This window comes from Acidovorax sp. GW835-FHT14G06, from assembly GCF_058793595.1.
Map to the genome: position 1 here is coordinate 110,016 of NZ_JBXAGA010000009.1, position 14,876 is coordinate 124,891.

Consider the following 14,876-nt stretch of genomic DNA (forward strand, 5'->3'; position numbering starts at 1 on the left):
CAGTGGGTGGACGAGCAGACCTGTCCGGCGACAATTGTTTTGTCCTGTGGAAGGTGGTGTCGGGCCTCGACAGGCTCACCGTCCAAACAGATCCGCCTTGGCGGCCTTGGTGATGGCCACCACACAAGGGTGTGTGATGCGCCTTTCGATGGAGATCGCGAAAAACTCCTCCACCAAGTCTGAGGAGCGGCCAATAACCTCTACCCCAAACTGAGCAGTGGTCTCCTCATCCAGCACGGAGGGGGATGTGAAGATACCCCGGCCTTCCCGGCCAAAAGCATTCATCAGTGCGCTGTCGTCAAATTCACCGACCAGACGGGGTTGCAGGTGGTGCTTGTTCAGCCAGTGGTCGAGTTGCTGGCGTACGGACGACATAGGGCCCTGGATGAGCATGGGCGCACCGTGCAGGCATTCTGGGAAGGGCCCACCCAGCTGCGCCCGCAAAGCCGGGGCGCACAGAAAACTCATGCTGCTGGTGCCCAGGGGGTGGTTGAACGCTTTGACGCCGATTTTCTTGGACACTGGCTCGTCTGCCAGCACCAGGTCCAGCTTGTGCAGGCTCAGCTGCGCAATCAATTCTGGAAACTTGCCTTCGTGGCAGGTCATGTGCACGCGCTGGGGCATACCCAGCGCAGGCTCCAGCAGGTGGTAGGCCACCGACTTGGCGATCGAGTCGGCCACGCCCACCCGGAACTCCAGTGGCTTCTCCTGTCCGCGCGACAGCCGGATCGATTTTTCCAGTTCGTCACCCAGCGCAAAGATCTGCTCGGCATACCCCAGGGCCACCCGTCCCTCGCTCGTCAGCTCCAGGCCGCGCCCCCTTTTGCGGAACAGGTCGTGGCCCAGCCATTCTTCCAACTGCTTGATCTGGCCGGACAGCGTTTGCGGGGTGGTGTTGAGCTGCTCACCGGCGCGCATCACACCGCCTGCCTTGGCCACCGTCCAGAAATAGCGCAGGTGCTTGAAGTTCATACCGTCCCAACACTTCGTGTAATTCGAAGAATAAAACTCAATAAAACGAATATACGCGAAGTATAAAACTCTCTACATTGACGTTTGGCAGCTTCCGTGGCGATCTGCGCCGCGGTCTGGAGCTGCCTGTGTTCACAAGGAGTAGCAACGATGCGTATCACGACCCGAGGACAGCTGGCGGTGTCCGCCATGACCGACCTGGCACTGCGCCAGAAGATGCGGCCGGTGCCCTTGTCCACCATCAGCACACGGCAGGGGATTTCTCTGTCTTACCTTGAGCAGCTGTTCAGCGCACTGCGCCGCGCCGGCTTGGTGGACAGCACCCGGGGGCCCGGTGGCGGCTACACGCTGGCGCGGCGCGCGGAGCAGGTATCGGTGGCTGAAATCATCTTGGCGGTGGAGAACCTCAAGACCGACGAGCTGCAGAACCTGGGGCCCAGCCAGGCCGCCCAGGTCAAATCCATGACCGGTGAACTGTGGACCAGCTTCAATTCCCGGGTGATGGAATACCTGCAGTCGGTGACGCTGCAGGACCTGGTCACCCAGGCGCTGGAGCAGGGTGCTGTCGTGGAGGAGAAGACCCCCGCTGCGCGCACCAAGTTGCCCCTGGCGCACAAGCCCCGCCCGTTGATGGCGCGGGTCAACGTGCCCAACTCGGTGTTTGCTCTGGGGACCGTGCCGATCCTTCAGCGCCGCTGAAGCGGATGTCGCGATATGGTGGTGCGGAGCGCTGTCAGCGGCGCCATGCACACGATCGCCCTGGCGCGGTGCCCCAGGCGGTGGCTACAGCTGGTGGGCCAGCTGCTTGATCCCCCGGATCAGCATCTCCACCGAGATAGCTACCAGGATCAGGCCCATCAGGCGCTCAAACGCCATCACCACGCGTTCGCCCACCAGGCGCTGGATGCGTTCGGCCAGTAGCAGCACCACGGCACACACAGCCATGGTGACGCACAGCGCGGCCACCCATTCCCACCGGCGTTCCGGCGCCTGGGCCACCAACAGCATGACCGTGGCCAGTGCCGACGGGCCTGCCAGGGCAGGGATGGCGAGAGGAACGATCAACGGCTCGCCTGGCAGCTCTGTTTGCGGTCCGTCCGCCGACGGAAAGATCATGCGCAGTGCGATCAGGAACAGCACCACCGCGCCCGCAATCTGCAGCGACAGATCGCTCAGGTTCATTACCCGCAGAAACTCAGCGCCAAAAAACAGGAACACCAGCAGCAGCGCAAACGCAATCAGCACCTCCCGCAGGATCACCCGCGCCCGGCGCTCGGGCGCCACGCCGCGCAGCGCGTTGGCAAAGATGGGGATGTTGCCCAGCGGATCGGTGATCAGCAGGAGCAGGATGGTGGCTGACGCGAAGGTGTAGCTCACGCTGCGTACACCGCGTCCAGCGAGCGAAAGCCCTTGATCTCGATCGGGTTGCCGCTGGGGTCGTGGAAGAACATCGTCCACTGTTCGCCGGGCTGGCCCTCAAAACGCACCTGGGGTTCCAGCACAAAGGCGGTGCCGGCGGCCTTGAGCCGTGCGGCCAGTGCATGCCAGTCGGTCAGCTCCAGGATGGCGCCGAAGTGCGGCATGGGCACCAGATGGTCGCCCACATGCCCGGTGCGGGCGCTGGCAAACGGGATGCCCAGGTGCAACGAGATCTGGTGACCAAAAAAATCGAAGTCCACCCAGGTGTCGGTGCTGCGGCCCTCCTGGCATCCGAGCACACCGCCGTAAAAGCGGCGGGCGGCGTCCAGGTCGGTGACGTGAAAAGCGAGGTGAAAGAGGCTGCGCATCCTGCAAAGGATAGCAGCCGGGGCTGCGTTCCGGTCGCAGCGCTGAACCTGTCAGGCGACAGACGGATCGGCGGCCATGTTGTCAAACTTCTTGAAATACTGGCGCGCCATGGCCACCAGCTGGGCGTCGGTCGGGTGGTCGGCGGCCACCGAGTCCACCACCACATCGGCCACTGCCGCATGGTGCTTGGTCGCCCAGTCGCGGAACTGGTTGCGCACCAGGCCTGGGCCTGCCAGCAGCACCTCGCGGGTGTGGGTGAGTGCATGGGCCACATCGGCAAAAAACGGCGTGAGGTCGTCAGCCTTGCCCTGGTGCTTGTGGTGGCTGCGGGACTTGATGCGCTGGGCTTCGGCGTGTTCGCGGTCGAACATCACCACATGGGCTTCGGACTGGTCCATCCAGACAACGGCGTGAAAAGTGCTCATGGGTCGGCTTTCTTGAAGTGGTGGCAAAAACGGGAAAGGAAATGGCCTGTATGCGCGAACTCTGCTCACGCAGCTCGGCGGTGTTGTTCGGCCTTTTCCTGGCAGTGCACGCAGCGTGCCGCCTCGGGCGTAGCGTGCAGGCGGGCGGCCGTGATGTGGGTACCGCAGTCCGTGCACTCGCCATAGGTGCCTGCTTCAATGCGGGCCAGGGCAGCCTCGACAGCTGCCAGATGCGCGGTTTCGCGTTCGTCGAGGGCAAATTCCAGCTCGCGCTCGGTGGCGACCTGGGCGCGGGGGTCTTCGGGTTGTCCGAAATGGTCGGCAGCGGCCTCTGCGCGGCCGATGACACCGCCGCGCTGTGCGGCCAACTGGGCCAGCAGCTCGGATTGCTGGGCCAGCAATTGCTGGAGGAACGGTGCGGCTTGGGTCTTGTCCATGCGGGGTCTCCTCTGGGTGATCGGATACCTGCATGGTGCGCCTGTGCGCCATGCCCTGCGTTGACCAAGGTCAAGGGATGGCGCTCCGTGCCCACCTCCCTGTTTTCACCGCTGGGCGGACTCAGCGCTTGGGCGGCCGCGCCAGCATCTCGGCGGTGTTGGTCTTGCGGTCAGCGTTCACACGCTGCACGTGGGGGCGCTCGGCCATGCGGGCCAGGTATTCGCGCACCGGCAGGTCGGCCAGATAGTCGCGGCCATAGATGATTTTGGTGGCCGAGCTGACCAGCGGCAGGTGCACGATGGCAGCGCAGTCGGCCAGGGTGAAGGCGTCGCCGCCCACGTAGGGGCTGAACTTGGCCAGCTCGCCGAAGGCGGCAATGTTTTTCTCAAGCTGCGCTCCCACCTTCTCCTTGGCTGTGTCGCTCACGGTTCCGCCAAAGAAAGCCTGGGGATACAGGTTGCGTGCCACCAGCTCCAGATGCAACTCCAGAAAGGTGATCAGCTCGCGCACCTTGGCGGCCTGGTAGGGGTTGGCAGGGATCAGCGCTGGCTGCGGGTGGGCTGCCTCGATGTAGTCGGCCATCACGGCCGATTCGCACAGCGGCCCCTCGGGTGTGCGCAGGTAGGGCACCTTGCCCAGCGGGCTGGCGCTGCGGTCGGTCTCTCCCACCCAGGCCAGTTCTTCGGTGAAGGGCAGGCCCTTTTCGAGCAAGGCAAGCTTGACCTTGTTGTAGTAGTTGCTGGCCGAAAAGCCGCAGAGTGTGAGCATGGTGTTGTCTCCGTTGTGGTGGTGAATGCAGCACGCATCCTAGGTGGGGGCGGGGGCGCAGTCCGTCGCGCAGATGACCCCGGTCAAGGACTGCGAACCCAGGCACCCTACAATTCGCACCCATGCCCTCCCTGCAAACCATTCGCAGCCTTCGCTGGCTCGCCCGCCTTGTGCTGGCGTGGTTTGTGTTGTCGATTGGCGTGGCGGTAGCGTCGCCGCTGGTCAATCCGCAGGCGATGGAGCTGATCTGTTCGGGTTCGGGCGCCATCAAGTTGCTGGTCAAGACCGATGACGGTGCCAAGGAGATGTCCAGCCACACGCTGGACTGCCCCCTGTGCGCGCATGTCGGCGCTCCGCCTCCCGTGTCGCAGGCCCAGCTGCCTGTGGCGCACCCCCTTGCGCATGCCCTGCGCCCCATTCCTGCCGCGCACATTGCTGCGCGCACTGCCGCGCCGCTGCCGCCGCGCGGACCTCCAGTTATCTCCTGAAATTGCTATTGATTCGATAGCTTCTGGCGCATGATTTATCTGCGCTAGCGGCCTATTTGGCTTGATTTTCAGGAGTTTCCATGCGCAAAAGCCGCATGGCGCTGGCCGTGGCCAGTGCCTTTCCCCTCGCCCTTACCTTCACGGTCATCGGGGCCGTGCCCGCATTCGCCCAGAGCGCTGACAGCACCGGTGTTGGCTCCAACGCCCCCGTCAAGGAACTGGGCGTGGTTACCATCACCGGCGGCCAGCCCACCTCGCTGCCCACGCAGATTCCCACCACCATCGAGGGTGTGACGCGCGAGCAGATCGAGCATGCGATCAACGCCACCGACAGCGAAGACGCTCTCAAGTACCTGCCCAGCCTGCTGGTGCGCAAGCGATATATCGGCGACTACAACCACGCCGTGCTGTCCACCCGCGCCTCGGGCACGGGCAACCCGGCGCGGTCCATGGTGTTTGCCGATGGCATTTTGCTGAGCAACTACCTGGGCAACGGCCCCACCAACGCGCCGCGCTGGATGCTGGTCACGCCCGAGGAGATCGAGCGCGTGGATGTGCTCTATGGCCCCTTCTCGGCCGCCTATGCAGGCAACTCGGTGGGCGCGGTGGTGGACTACGTCACGCGCATGCCGACGAAGTTCGAGGCGCACGGGCAGGTCAGCTATCAGCACCAGCCCTTTGACCTTTACAACACCAGCGGTACCTACGGCGGCAAGCAGGTGAGCGCCTCCGTGGGCAACAAGAATGGCGACTGGGCGTGGTTCCTCAACTTCAACAAGACGGACAGCGAAGGCCAGCCGCTCACCTTCCCCACGCGCCTGGTGTCTGCAGGCACCGTGGGCAATGCAGGCACGCCGGTGACGGGCGCGGTGCTGGGCAACAACCGCAGCAACCAGCCCTGGTACCTGCTGGGCACCGCCACGCAGTACCACACGCAGCAGGACCACATCAAGGCCAAGATCGCCTACGACTTTTCGCCCACCGTGCGCGCCGCCTACACCTTCGGTTGGTGGCACAACGAATCCGAGGGGCGCCCCACCAGCTACCTGCGCGACGCCAACGGCAATGCGGTGTATGGCGGCACGGTCAACATCAACGGCCGCTCGTACACGCTCGCGCCCACCGACTTCAACGTGTCCAACGAAGACCTCACGCACTTCATGCATGGGCTGTCGGTCAAGAGCAATACCAAGGGCGTGTTCGACTGGGAAGTGGCCGCCAGCCTGTACGACTACCAGACCGACACCCTGCGCGCCGCCACCGTGGCGTTGCCCGCCGCTTTGAGTGGTGGCGCAGGCCGCATCGTCAACAGCAAGGGCACAGGCTGGAACACGCTGGCCGCCAAGGGAACGTGGCGGCCCGATGGCGTGTTGGGCGCCCATATTGTGGACTTTGGTCTGCAGCGCGACAGCTACCAGCTGCGAACGGTGGAGAACGCCACGACGAACTGGATCAACGGCGCCGCAGGTGCGCGCAACCAGGCCTTCAACGGCGACACCCAACTGCTGGGCCTGTGGGCGCAAGACACGTGGAAAATCGCGCCACGGTGGAAGGCCGTGCTGGGCGCCCGCGCCGAGCGCTGGAGCGCCAGCAATGGCCAGACCGGCAACGCTACCACCACGGTGAGCCATCCCGAGCGCAACGAAACCTATCTGTCGCCCAAGGCTGCCGTGGCCTACCAGGCCAATGAGCTGTGGGTGCTCAAGGCCTCCACCGGCCGCGCCGTGCGCATGCCCACCGTGGCCGAGCTGTACCAGGGCGGCATCAGCGGCAGCGGCACACTCATCAACAACGACCCCAACCTGAGGCCCGAAAAGAGCTGGACCACCGAGCTGACGGCGGAGCGTGACTTGGGCAACGGCTTGCTGCGTCTGACGGCTTTCTTTGAGCGCACCAAGGACGCGCTTTACTCGCAAACCAATGTGCTCGTCACGCCCAATGTGACCAATGTGCAGAACGTGGACGCCATCGCTACCCGTGGCATTGAGCTGTCGTACCAGGCCGCCAATGTGTTCGTACGCGGACTGGAGCTGGGCAGCAGCCTGACCTGGACGGACTCCAAGATCACCAAAAACGACAAGTTCCCCGCCAGTGTTGGGAAGTGGCAGCCCCGCATCCCCGAGTGGCGTGCCACTGCCGTGGCCACTTATCGGCCCGATGACAAGTGGTCGTACACCCTGGGCGCGCGTTACAGCGGCAAGCAGTACAGCACGCTCGACAACAGTGACCCCAACGGTTTTGCCTACCAGGGCGCGAGCCGCTACTTCACCACCGATGTGCGCGTGCGCTACCAGATCACCAAAGCGGTCAGCGCCGCCGTGGGCATCGACAACCTCAACAACTACCAGTTCTGGAACTTCCACCCCTACCCGCAGCGCAGCTACATGGCCGAGCTGAAGGTAAGCCTCTGAAAGGAAAATATCCCATGTCTCTGAATACTATGAAAAAGATAGCTGCTGCCGCATGTTTGACTAGCGCTACAGCCTTGTTTGGCATTGCATCTGCCCATGTGGTGCTTGAATACCAAGTGGCCCCGGCCGGCGCCAGCTACAAGGCCGCGTTCAAGGTCGGCCACGGCTGCGGCGCGTCGCCCACGCGGCAGGTCGTGGTGGACATCCCCGCAGGCATGCGCGGTGCGCGCCCCATGCCCAAGCCGGGCTGGGCATTGGATGTGCAGCGCGACAAGCTGGCCCAGCCCTACAGCAGCCACGGCCGCAGCATCACCGAAGACGTGGTGCGCATCACCTGGACAGCCAAGACGCCGGAGGACATGCTGCAGAGCGCTCACTACGACGAGTTTGTGCTGGTCGCCCAGGCGCCGGAGCAGGCCGGCACTGTGTACTGGCCGGTGCGCCAGGTCTGCACCGAGGGCCGCAACGACTGGACCGAGGTGCCCAAGGCGGGCCAGAAGCTGTCAGACCTGAAGTCCCCTGCGGCAGCGCTGGAGATTCTGCCCACCGGCGGCGCCACTGCCCACAATCATTGACAGTCGGGCCCAGTCCCCCATCCCTTTTTCTTTGAGCCAACCGAAAGATAGTCACCATGAAAACACTTCTTCACACTGCAGCCGTCGTTGCCGTACTGCTCAGCACCCCTGCATGGGCGCAGACTGCCGCCGTCAAGGTCGAAGGCGCCTGGGCACGCGCCAGCGTGCAGGGCCAGAAGGCCACGGGCGCATTCATGCGCCTCACCGCCAAGGACGGCGCCCGCCTGGTGCGCGCCGAGTCGCCCGCTGCGGGACTCACCGAAGTGCACGAGATGAAGATGGAAGGCGACATCATGAAGATGCGCGCCGTGCCTGCGCTGGACCTGCCCGCAGGCAAGACGGTGGAACTCAAGCCCGGCGGCTACCACGTCATGCTGCTGGACCTGAAGGCGCCCCTGGCCAAGGACAGCTCGGTACCCATCACCCTGGTGTTCCAGGACGCCAAGGGCGTGGAAAGCAAGCTCAACCTCACAGTGCCCGTGGGCACGGCAGCCCCCGGAGGCGCTACGGCGGGCAGCATGATGGATGGGCATAAACACTGAGGTGACAGCCGCCGTAGCGCCTTCGCGGGCGCAACGCATTGGAGTAAGCTGTGACTCCTCAGAACCTTCAGCAGGTTCTCACGACCCATCTCTTGCGGAGCGGCCATGAGCGACACATCCAACTTCGGTTTCGGCAAATTCGTCCCCGGTTTTGACTTTCTGCAAAGCCTTGCCAAGGGGGCGTCCAGCAGCATTCCGCAGTTGCCCAACCTCAGCAATTGGGTGGCGCCCACCATCAGCGTCGAAGAGCTGGAAAAGCGCATCGACGAACTCAAGGCCGTGCAGTTCTGGCTGGAGCAGAACTCGCGTGCACTCTCTGCCACCATCCAGGCGCTGGAGGTGCAGAAGATGACCCTGGCCACCCTCAAGGGCATGAACTTCAGCATGGGCGATGTGGCCAACGCCTTCAAGCTCAAGACGGCCGACACTGTGATGAGTGGTGTGCAAAAGGCTGCCGATACCGTGAGTGGCGCCGCCGAGGCTATGGCTGGCGCTGCTGCCCGCGTGACGGGCCGCGCCAGTGCCGCCAACGAGTCCGAGGAAGAGGCCGATGACGCTGAGCCCGCCGCTCCACCGGCCAAAGGCAAAGCCAAGGGCAACGCAACGGCTGCGGCCGAGCCTGCGGTGGTGGACCCGATGCAGTGGTGGGGGGCGCTCACCAGCCAGTTCCAGCAGATCGCCACCAACGCCATGAAGGACGCGGCCAAGCAGACGGCCATCGACACCACCAAGAATATGGCCACAGGCCTGGCCAAGGAAGCGCTCAAAACGGCGACCGGCATGGCCAGCCAGTTCGCGGCCAAGGGCATGCAGACCATGCAGGGCGGAGCCAAGCGCGCTGCAGCATCATCAGCGGGCACTGCCAAAAAATCCGCTGCAGCCAAGAAGCCCGCAGCCCGCAAAACCACAACGAAACCCGCCGCCAAAAAGGCCAGCAGCACCCGCAGCCCGGCCGCCCGCAAGCGAGCGGGCTGACGCCAAGGCGGGGGCGGGTGTGGCAACCCGCAGGTGGCGCAACACTGGCCCACCCCCGCCCCGGCATGGAGATCATCACCATGAAACTATTCCCCACTGGTCATGCCACCCACCCGCAGTGGCGCATGGCCGCTGCGCTGGTGCTGGCGCAGTTGCGCGCCCAGATGGCGCTGCCCGACTACGCATCGGCGCCCACCCTGGGCCTGCTGTACATCACCGACCACTATGCCAACGAGGCCCAGGCGCTGCTCGACTACCTGAGCAGTGAACTGCCCGAGGTGACCGACTGGAGCGGTACCGTGGGCGTGGGCGTGTCGGCCAACAACGCCGAATACTTTGACGAGCCCGCGCTGTCGGTCATGCTGCTGGATGTGCCCTCCGACCAGTACCGCGTGTTTTCTGGCGTGGCGCCGCTGCCCGCCCATGCGCCGCATGCCGGCGCAGGCTTTGTGGCCCACACGGCGCTGGTGCATGCCGACGGGCACACGCCGGAACTGGCCGAACTGCTGACCGAGATGGCGGCGCGCACTGACACGGGCTACCTGTTTGGTGGCCTCAGCGCCAGCCGCACGGCCAGCGTGCAGTTTGCCGTGGGCGGCGACGGCAACATGGCTGGGCAGGGCGGTGCCAGCGGGGTGTTTGACGGCGGCCTCTCGGGCGTGGCGTTTGGCGCAGGTGTGTCGCTGGTGTCGAGGGTCACGCAGGGCTGCCAGCCCGTAGGCGCACTCCACACCATCACTGCCGCGCAGGACAACGTGGTGCTTGCGCTGGATGGCGAGCCTGCGCTGGATGTGCTGCTCGATACGCTGCAGGTCTCGCTCGACGGTGGCGACCCGCAGCCAGCGCTGCGCAAGGTGCGGGCCACGCTGGCCGGGCTGGTCAGTGCGGGTGAGCAGCCACAGGGCCAGCGTCGCACCGGCCACTTTGGCACCGACACGCGCGTGCGCCATATTCTGGGGTTGGACGGCTCACGCCGGGGCGTGGCCCTGGCCGACCATGTGGAGCCCGGCATGCACCTGGCGTTCTGCCAGCGCAACGTGGCTGCCGCGCGGGCGGACCTCATGCGCATCTGCGCCGAGATCCGCGAAGAGCTATCGCCGGAGGAACTGGAGCCCGCGCCCATGGTGGCGTCCGGCGCGCCAGGGGAACTGGCCGCTGCGCCGGGCGCTGCCGGACATGCTGGAGCGCAACCCCAGACGGGGCGGCGCATTTGCGGCGCGATCTATGTGAGCTGCTCGGGCCGGGGCGGGCCGCATTTTGGCGGGCCCAGCGCCGAGCTGCAGATCGTGCGCCATGCGCTGGGCGATGTGCCACTGGCCGGCTTTTTTGCGGGCGGCGAGATCGCCCACCACCATGTATACGGCTACACCGGCGTGTTGACCGTGTTTGTGGACGGCGAGCCCTTGCCGTCCTGAGGTAGACGAGGGGAGGGGGCCGACTGGCGCAGCAGCCCCCGCCATCGTCAACGCCTGTCAGCCCGCGCCGTTCTCGTCGGACTCGGCTTTCTCCTCGGGCGTCAGCCGCGTGGCCAGGATCTTGTCGATGGTCTTGCCATCCATGTCCACCACTTCCAGCTTCCAGTCCTCCCACTGCACCGTGTCGGTCACCTTGGGCAGGCGGCCGGTCAGCAGCATGATCATGCCGCTGAGTGTGTGGTAACGGCCGCGCTCTTCCTCGGGCACGGCGTCCAGGTTCAGGCGGTCCTTCAGCTCGGGCACGGGGATGTGGCCGTCCAGCAGCCAACTGCCGTCCTCGCGCTGCAGCGCCCACGAGGTCTCGGGGTCGCGCGGCTGGAACTCGCCGGTGATGGCCTCGATGAGGTCCTGCAGCGTCACGATGCCCTGCACCTCGCCGTATTCGTCGATGACAAACGCCATGTGCACGTCCGACAGGCGGAAGTTGTCCAGCAGCTCCATGCCCGTGATGGTCTCGGGCACATACAGCGCCGTTTGCAGCGGCTGGTCGGCCAGGCCACCACGCGCCTTGTCGCGCAGGGTGCGGGACAGCCACTGGCGCGCGTTGATCACCCCCAGGATGTTGTCCATGCCGCCGCGCACCACCGGAAAGCGCGCATGGTCGGACTCTTCAATGCATTGGAGGTTGTCTTCAAACGGAGCATCAATGTCCAGACACACCACATCCCCGCGCGGCACCATCAGCGAGCCGATCTGGCGGTCGTCCAGGCGGAACACGTTGCGCACCATGGTGTGCTCGTGCGACTCGATCACGCCGGCGGTGGTGCCTTCGACCAGCATGGCGTGGATCTCTTCTTCGGTCACCGGGCTGCCACTGGTTTCCTTCACACCCAACAGGCGCAGCAGCGTGCGTGTGGATGTGGACAGCAGCAGCACAAACGGCTTGGTGGCCAGCGCCAGAAAGTTGATGGGCCGTGCCACCAGGCGGGCAAAGGTCTCGGGGTACGACTGGCCGATGCGCTTGGGCACCAGTTCGCCCACCACGATGGAGAAGTACGTGATCAGCACCACTACCAGACCGGTGGCCGCGTAGCCGCCGTAGGGCAGTGGCACCCCCAGGCGCTCCAGCCACGAGGCCAGCGGCGCGGCCAGCGCGGCTTCGCCCACGATACCGTTGAGCACGCCGATCGACGTGATGCCGATCTGGATGGTGGAGAGGAAGCGCGTGGGGTCTTCGCCCAGCTTCACGGCCGCGGCGGCACCGCTATCGCCCTCATCAATCAGCTTTTGCAACCGGACTTTGCGGGCCGTGACCAGAGCGATCTCTGACATGGCAAACAGGCCGTTGAGACAGATGAGGGCGAACAGTATTGCTATTTCCATACAAAGGGCGCCTTGCGCGCCCTTGGGAGTTGAGAAGCGACCAATTGTAAGGACAGGGGCCAGAGGCCTTGCGCAGGCTCCTAGCCACCTTCGGTTGGCAGGCCGGTTTCATCCCATTCGGGCAACCCGCCGCGCAGCCAGTACACCGACTGGAAGCCCTTGGCGGAGGCTACCTTGGCGGCCTTGTAGGACTTCCAGCATTCGGCGCCATTGCACGCAAAAATCACCGGCTTGGCTCTGTCCAGGCCCTGAAGCTTGTCCAGCGCCTGAAAGTCATCCTGCGCGGCATTGAAGGCCACGTCCTTGAGGCTCTTTTCCACATACGCAGCGAATACGGCCCCGCGGATGCGCTTGGTCTTGAATTCCTTTTCGGTGCGGGTGTCCACCAGCGTGGCGCCCTGCGCCAGCAGGGTCTGGGCCTCGCGCGCGGTGACACGGTTGACCCCAGGCAGGCTGGTGGGCGTGAACAGCCCCAGCTCGGCCACGCGACGGTATTCCACCACCTCCGGGCGCACGGAGATTGGCGGCAGGCCGCTGGCGGAGGACGACGCGTTGAACCACTGGGCCAGCTTGTTGCGCGCATCCGCCGGCAGGTCTTTTTTCACCACGATGGAGAACCCGCCCGGAACGGGCTGCGACGTGGCCAGCACCCGCGCGATGCCGGGGTGCGCCGCAGACCATTCGGCCCAGTCGTCCTCGCGCACCACGGTGGCGTCTGCCGTGCCCAAGGTCAGAGCGGTGAGGCCCGCCTGTGGGAATTTTTCGTATTGCACGGCGCGCAGGTCCTGGAACGACAGTCCTGCCTCGTTCAGCATGCCGCGCGCCATGTAGGTATAGACCGAGTCCTGCTGGGGCAGGTAGAGCCTGCGGCCCTTCATCGCAGGCACTGCCGCCAACTGCTGCAGCCCGACCAGCAGGTATCTGTCTGATTTTTGCGTTGCGCCCACCAGTTCGTAGCCGCGTTGCAACGCAGACGCCGCCACCTGGGCAGGGCCAATGAAGATGTCATAGCCCGCGCTGCGGGTGGCGCGCATCACGTCGGCCATATCGTCGCTGGTCGTCAGTGCCACCGACTGGCCCGCGGCTTTCGACAGGCCCGTTTCGGCAGCGGTGCGCAGGATGGAATGCGCCGCCTTGCGGGCGGTGGGCTCCACGGCCACGATGGCCGTCAGCTGGGCCTGTGCTGCGCTGCAACCCAGCCATAGGACAAGTAGCAGTCCCAGCGGGCCTCGGGTCGGTATTCTGGTGGTGTTCATTGCGCTGCTCCTCTCCCCAAAACAAAGCGCGAATATGCCCACGCCCCCCGCACCTGCGTACGAATGTTTCCGATCTTTTGTTCTTGTTACTTCTGCTAACGACGCCGTGCGTGCGGCAGGAGGAGCGGCCGCACAGAATGCGGGCTGACCCGATCCCCCGTCCCTGCCCAATGGCGAGGGGCCACAAGGTTTTGTCCACCCCACTATTTGGAGACGTTTCCATGAAAGATTCGATGACCCTGCCGCGCCGCCACATGCTGGCCGGAAGTGCTGCCGCCCTGAGCGCGCTGGGCCTGGCCGGATGGACGGGCAGTGCGCGGGCCCAGCAGGCCGCAGCCTCTGCGGCCAAGCCGCTGCCCGCCTATGCGGGGTGGAAGTCGCCGGATGCATTGATCGTGCACAGCAGCAGCACCCTGGAGACACGCCGCTCCGCGTTCGGCACCAGCGTCATCACGCCGTCCAACCAGCTGTACGTGCGCAACAACCTGCCTGCGCCTGACGCGGCCATCCTGGACAACCGCGACGCGTGGACGGTGTCCGTCGAAGGAGTCAAGAGCCCGCGCAGCCTGACGCTGGCGGAGCTCAAGACGCTGGGCGTGGAAACCGTGGCCACCGTGCTGCAGTGCTCGGGCAATGGCCGGGGCTTTTTCCCCAGCAAGCCCAGCGGCACGCCCTGGTCGGTGGGCGCTGCCGGTTGTGTGGTCTGGAGCGGTGTGCCGCTGCGCAACGTGGTGGCCGCCCTGGGCGGGCTGGCCGATGGTGCCGCCTACCTGACCGGCACGGGGGGCGAGAAGCTGCCCGAAGGTGTGGACCCGCTGTCGGTACTGGTGGAGCGCTCGGTGCCCGTGAAGGCGATGGACGACGCCCTGCTGGCCTGGGAGATGAACGGCGAGCCGCTGTCGCTGGCGCATGGCGGCCCGCTGCGGCTGGTGGTGCCCGGCTACCAGGGCGTGAACAACATCAAGTACGTCAAGCGCGTGGCGTTTACCAGCGCACAGTCGCAGGCGCGCATGATGTCGCACGGCTACCGCATGTCGCCGCCCGGCAGCAAGGCCAGCCCCGACCAGCCTTCGGTGTGGGAGATGGGCGTGAAGTCGTGGATCAACGGCCCCTTGCCCGACAAGGGGGCACTCAAGCCCGGACAGGTGCAGGTGCATGGCGTGGCCTTTGGCGGCACGCGCGGCATCAAGGGCGTGGAGGTGTCGGCCGATGGCGGCAAGACCTGGTTGGCGGCCAAGCTCATCGGCCCCGACCTGGGCCCCTTTGCCTGGCGGCAGTTTGCGCTGCCCGTGCGCCTGGAGGCGGGCACCCATGTGCTGGCGAGCCGCGCCACCGACACGGCGGGCAATGTGCAGGCCGAGCAGCGCGAGGAAAACCTGGGCGGCTACAACAACGCCAGCTGGCGCGACCACGCCGTCACCGTGACCGTGGCATGACATC

General features: G+C 65.3%; 16 protein-coding genes. 8 read left to right on the top strand and 8 right to left on the bottom strand.

What is annotated here, in order from left to right:
• Positions 1-75: 75 nt before the first annotated feature.
• Positions 76-972: a transcriptional activator NhaR gene (gene nhaR, locus AC1Q64_RS17045; protein ID WP_492252143.1), complete on the bottom strand. Its 897-nt coding sequence runs from the start codon at positions 970-972 to the stop codon at positions 76-78.
• Between the two features lie 150 nt (positions 973-1,122).
• On the opposite strand from nhaR, the gene AC1Q64_RS17050 reads away from it, so the two are divergent.
• Positions 1,123-1,671, top strand: a complete 549-nt coding sequence (locus AC1Q64_RS17050; protein ID WP_291432909.1) for an Rrf2 family transcriptional regulator — start codon at positions 1,123-1,125, stop codon at positions 1,669-1,671.
• An 84-nt stretch (positions 1,672-1,755) separates the two neighbouring features.
• Here AC1Q64_RS17050 and AC1Q64_RS17055 read toward each other — a convergent pair whose 3' ends face one another.
• From AC1Q64_RS17055 to AC1Q64_RS17075, 5 genes are all read right to left on the bottom strand, one after another.
• Positions 1,756-2,349, bottom strand: coding sequence for a MarC family protein (locus AC1Q64_RS17055; protein ID WP_291432911.1), 594 nt, complete (start codon positions 2,347-2,349; stop codon positions 1,756-1,758).
• A complete protein-coding gene (locus AC1Q64_RS17060; RefSeq protein ID WP_291432913.1) occupies positions 2,346-2,759 on the bottom strand; it encodes a VOC family protein in 414 nt (137 codons plus the stop codon). The genes AC1Q64_RS17055 and AC1Q64_RS17060 overlap by 4 nt, the downstream gene beginning before the upstream one ends.
• A 51-nt stretch (positions 2,760-2,810) precedes the next feature.
• Positions 2,811-3,185, bottom strand: coding sequence for a hypothetical protein (locus tag AC1Q64_RS17065; RefSeq protein ID WP_492252144.1), 375 nt, complete (start codon positions 3,183-3,185; stop codon positions 2,811-2,813).
• Positions 3,186-3,250: 65 nt separating this feature from the next.
• Entirely contained in the window at positions 3,251-3,622 is a 372-nt protein-coding gene (locus AC1Q64_RS17070) for a TraR/DksA family transcriptional regulator (protein ID WP_291432916.1), read from the bottom strand.
• A gap of 121 nt (positions 3,623-3,743) precedes the next feature.
• Positions 3,744-4,391 carry a glutathione S-transferase gene (locus tag AC1Q64_RS17075; RefSeq protein WP_492252145.1) on the bottom strand — a complete coding sequence of 216 codons (648 nt, stop codon included), beginning with the start codon at positions 4,389-4,391 and terminating at the stop codon, positions 3,744-3,746.
• Between the two features lie 122 nt (positions 4,392-4,513).
• On the opposite strand from AC1Q64_RS17075, the gene AC1Q64_RS17080 reads away from it, so the two are divergent.
• From AC1Q64_RS17080 to AC1Q64_RS17105, 6 genes are all read left to right on the top strand, one after another.
• Positions 4,514-4,879: a DUF2946 family protein gene (locus AC1Q64_RS17080; protein WP_492252146.1), complete on the top strand. Its 366-nt coding sequence runs from the start codon at positions 4,514-4,516 to the stop codon at positions 4,877-4,879.
• Between the two features lie 80 nt (positions 4,880-4,959).
• Positions 4,960-7,290: a TonB-dependent receptor gene (locus tag AC1Q64_RS17085; RefSeq protein ID WP_492252147.1), complete on the top strand. Its 2,331-nt coding sequence runs from the start codon at positions 4,960-4,962 to the stop codon at positions 7,288-7,290.
• Positions 7,291-7,304: 14 nt separating this feature from the next.
• Complete coding sequence (locus AC1Q64_RS17090) at positions 7,305-7,865, top strand: YcnI family copper-binding membrane protein (protein ID WP_291432924.1); 561 nt, start codon at positions 7,305-7,307, stop codon at positions 7,863-7,865.
• 56 nt (positions 7,866-7,921) lie between these two features.
• The gene (locus AC1Q64_RS17095; protein ID WP_291432925.1) at positions 7,922-8,407 is read left to right on the top strand and encodes a copper chaperone PCu(A)C; all 486 of its coding nucleotides are present in this window, start codon (positions 7,922-7,924) and stop codon (positions 8,405-8,407) included.
• Between the two features lie 105 nt (positions 8,408-8,512).
• Complete coding sequence (locus AC1Q64_RS17100; RefSeq protein ID WP_291432927.1) at positions 8,513-9,382, top strand: PhaM family polyhydroxyalkanoate granule multifunctional regulatory protein; 870 nt, start codon at positions 8,513-8,515, stop codon at positions 9,380-9,382.
• An 80-nt stretch (positions 9,383-9,462) separates the two neighbouring features.
• Entirely contained in the window at positions 9,463-10,797 is a 1,335-nt protein-coding gene (locus AC1Q64_RS17105) for an FIST signal transduction protein (protein ID WP_492252148.1), read from the top strand.
• Between the two features lie 57 nt (positions 10,798-10,854).
• Here the strand turns inward: AC1Q64_RS17105 and AC1Q64_RS17110 are convergent, their stop codons facing one another.
• Positions 10,855-12,180 (bottom strand): hemolysin family protein, encoded by a 1,326-nt coding sequence (locus tag AC1Q64_RS17110; RefSeq protein WP_056065422.1) that lies wholly within the window; start codon positions 12,178-12,180, stop codon positions 10,855-10,857.
• Positions 12,181-12,260: 80 nt separating this feature from the next.
• On the bottom strand, positions 12,261-13,436 hold the full coding sequence (locus AC1Q64_RS17115; protein ID WP_492252149.1) for a rhodanese-like domain-containing protein: 1,176 nt from the start codon (positions 13,434-13,436) through the stop codon (positions 12,261-12,263).
• Positions 13,437-13,657: 221 nt separating this feature from the next.
• On the opposite strand from AC1Q64_RS17115, the gene sorT reads away from it, so the two are divergent.
• On the top strand, positions 13,658-14,872 hold the full coding sequence (gene sorT / locus AC1Q64_RS17120; RefSeq protein WP_492252150.1) for a SorT family sulfite dehydrogenase catalytic subunit: 1,215 nt from the start codon (positions 13,658-13,660) through the stop codon (positions 14,870-14,872).
• The last annotated feature ends 4 nt before the right edge of the window (positions 14,873-14,876 follow it).

Coding starts and splice junctions, on each gene's coding strand:
- AC1Q64_RS17050 (WP_291432909.1), top strand. CDS start 1,123: ATGCGTATCACGACCCGAGGACAGCTGGCGGTGTCCGCCATGACCGAC.
- AC1Q64_RS17110 (WP_056065422.1), bottom strand. CDS start 12,180: ATGGAAATAGCAATACTGTTCGCCCTCATCTGTCTCAACGGCCTGTTT.
- sorT (WP_492252150.1), top strand. CDS start 13,658: ATGAAAGATTCGATGACCCTGCCGCGCCGCCACATGCTGGCCGGAAGT.
- AC1Q64_RS17070 (WP_291432916.1), bottom strand. CDS start 3,622: ATGGACAAGACCCAAGCCGCACCGTTCCTCCAGCAATTGCTGGCCCAG.
- AC1Q64_RS17060 (WP_291432913.1), bottom strand. CDS start 2,759: ATGCGCAGCCTCTTTCACCTCGCTTTTCACGTCACCGACCTGGACGCC.
- AC1Q64_RS17065 (WP_492252144.1), bottom strand. CDS start 3,185: ATGAGCACTTTTCACGCCGTTGTCTGGATGGACCAGTCCGAAGCCCAT.
- AC1Q64_RS17100 (WP_291432927.1), top strand. CDS start 8,513: ATGAGCGACACATCCAACTTCGGTTTCGGCAAATTCGTCCCCGGTTTT.
- AC1Q64_RS17090 (WP_291432924.1), top strand. CDS start 7,305: ATGTCTCTGAATACTATGAAAAAGATAGCTGCTGCCGCATGTTTGACT.
- AC1Q64_RS17095 (WP_291432925.1), top strand. CDS start 7,922: ATGAAAACACTTCTTCACACTGCAGCCGTCGTTGCCGTACTGCTCAGC.
- AC1Q64_RS17085 (WP_492252147.1), top strand. CDS start 4,960: ATGCGCAAAAGCCGCATGGCGCTGGCCGTGGCCAGTGCCTTTCCCCTC.
- AC1Q64_RS17075 (WP_492252145.1), bottom strand. CDS start 4,391: ATGCTCACACTCTGCGGCTTTTCGGCCAGCAACTACTACAACAAGGTC.
- AC1Q64_RS17105 (WP_492252148.1), top strand. CDS start 9,463: ATGAAACTATTCCCCACTGGTCATGCCACCCACCCGCAGTGGCGCATG.
- AC1Q64_RS17115 (WP_492252149.1), bottom strand. CDS start 13,436: ATGAACACCACCAGAATACCGACCCGAGGCCCGCTGGGACTGCTACTT.
- nhaR (WP_492252143.1), bottom strand. CDS start 972: ATGAACTTCAAGCACCTGCGCTATTTCTGGACGGTGGCCAAGGCAGGC.
- AC1Q64_RS17080 (WP_492252146.1), top strand. CDS start 4,514: ATGCCCTCCCTGCAAACCATTCGCAGCCTTCGCTGGCTCGCCCGCCTT.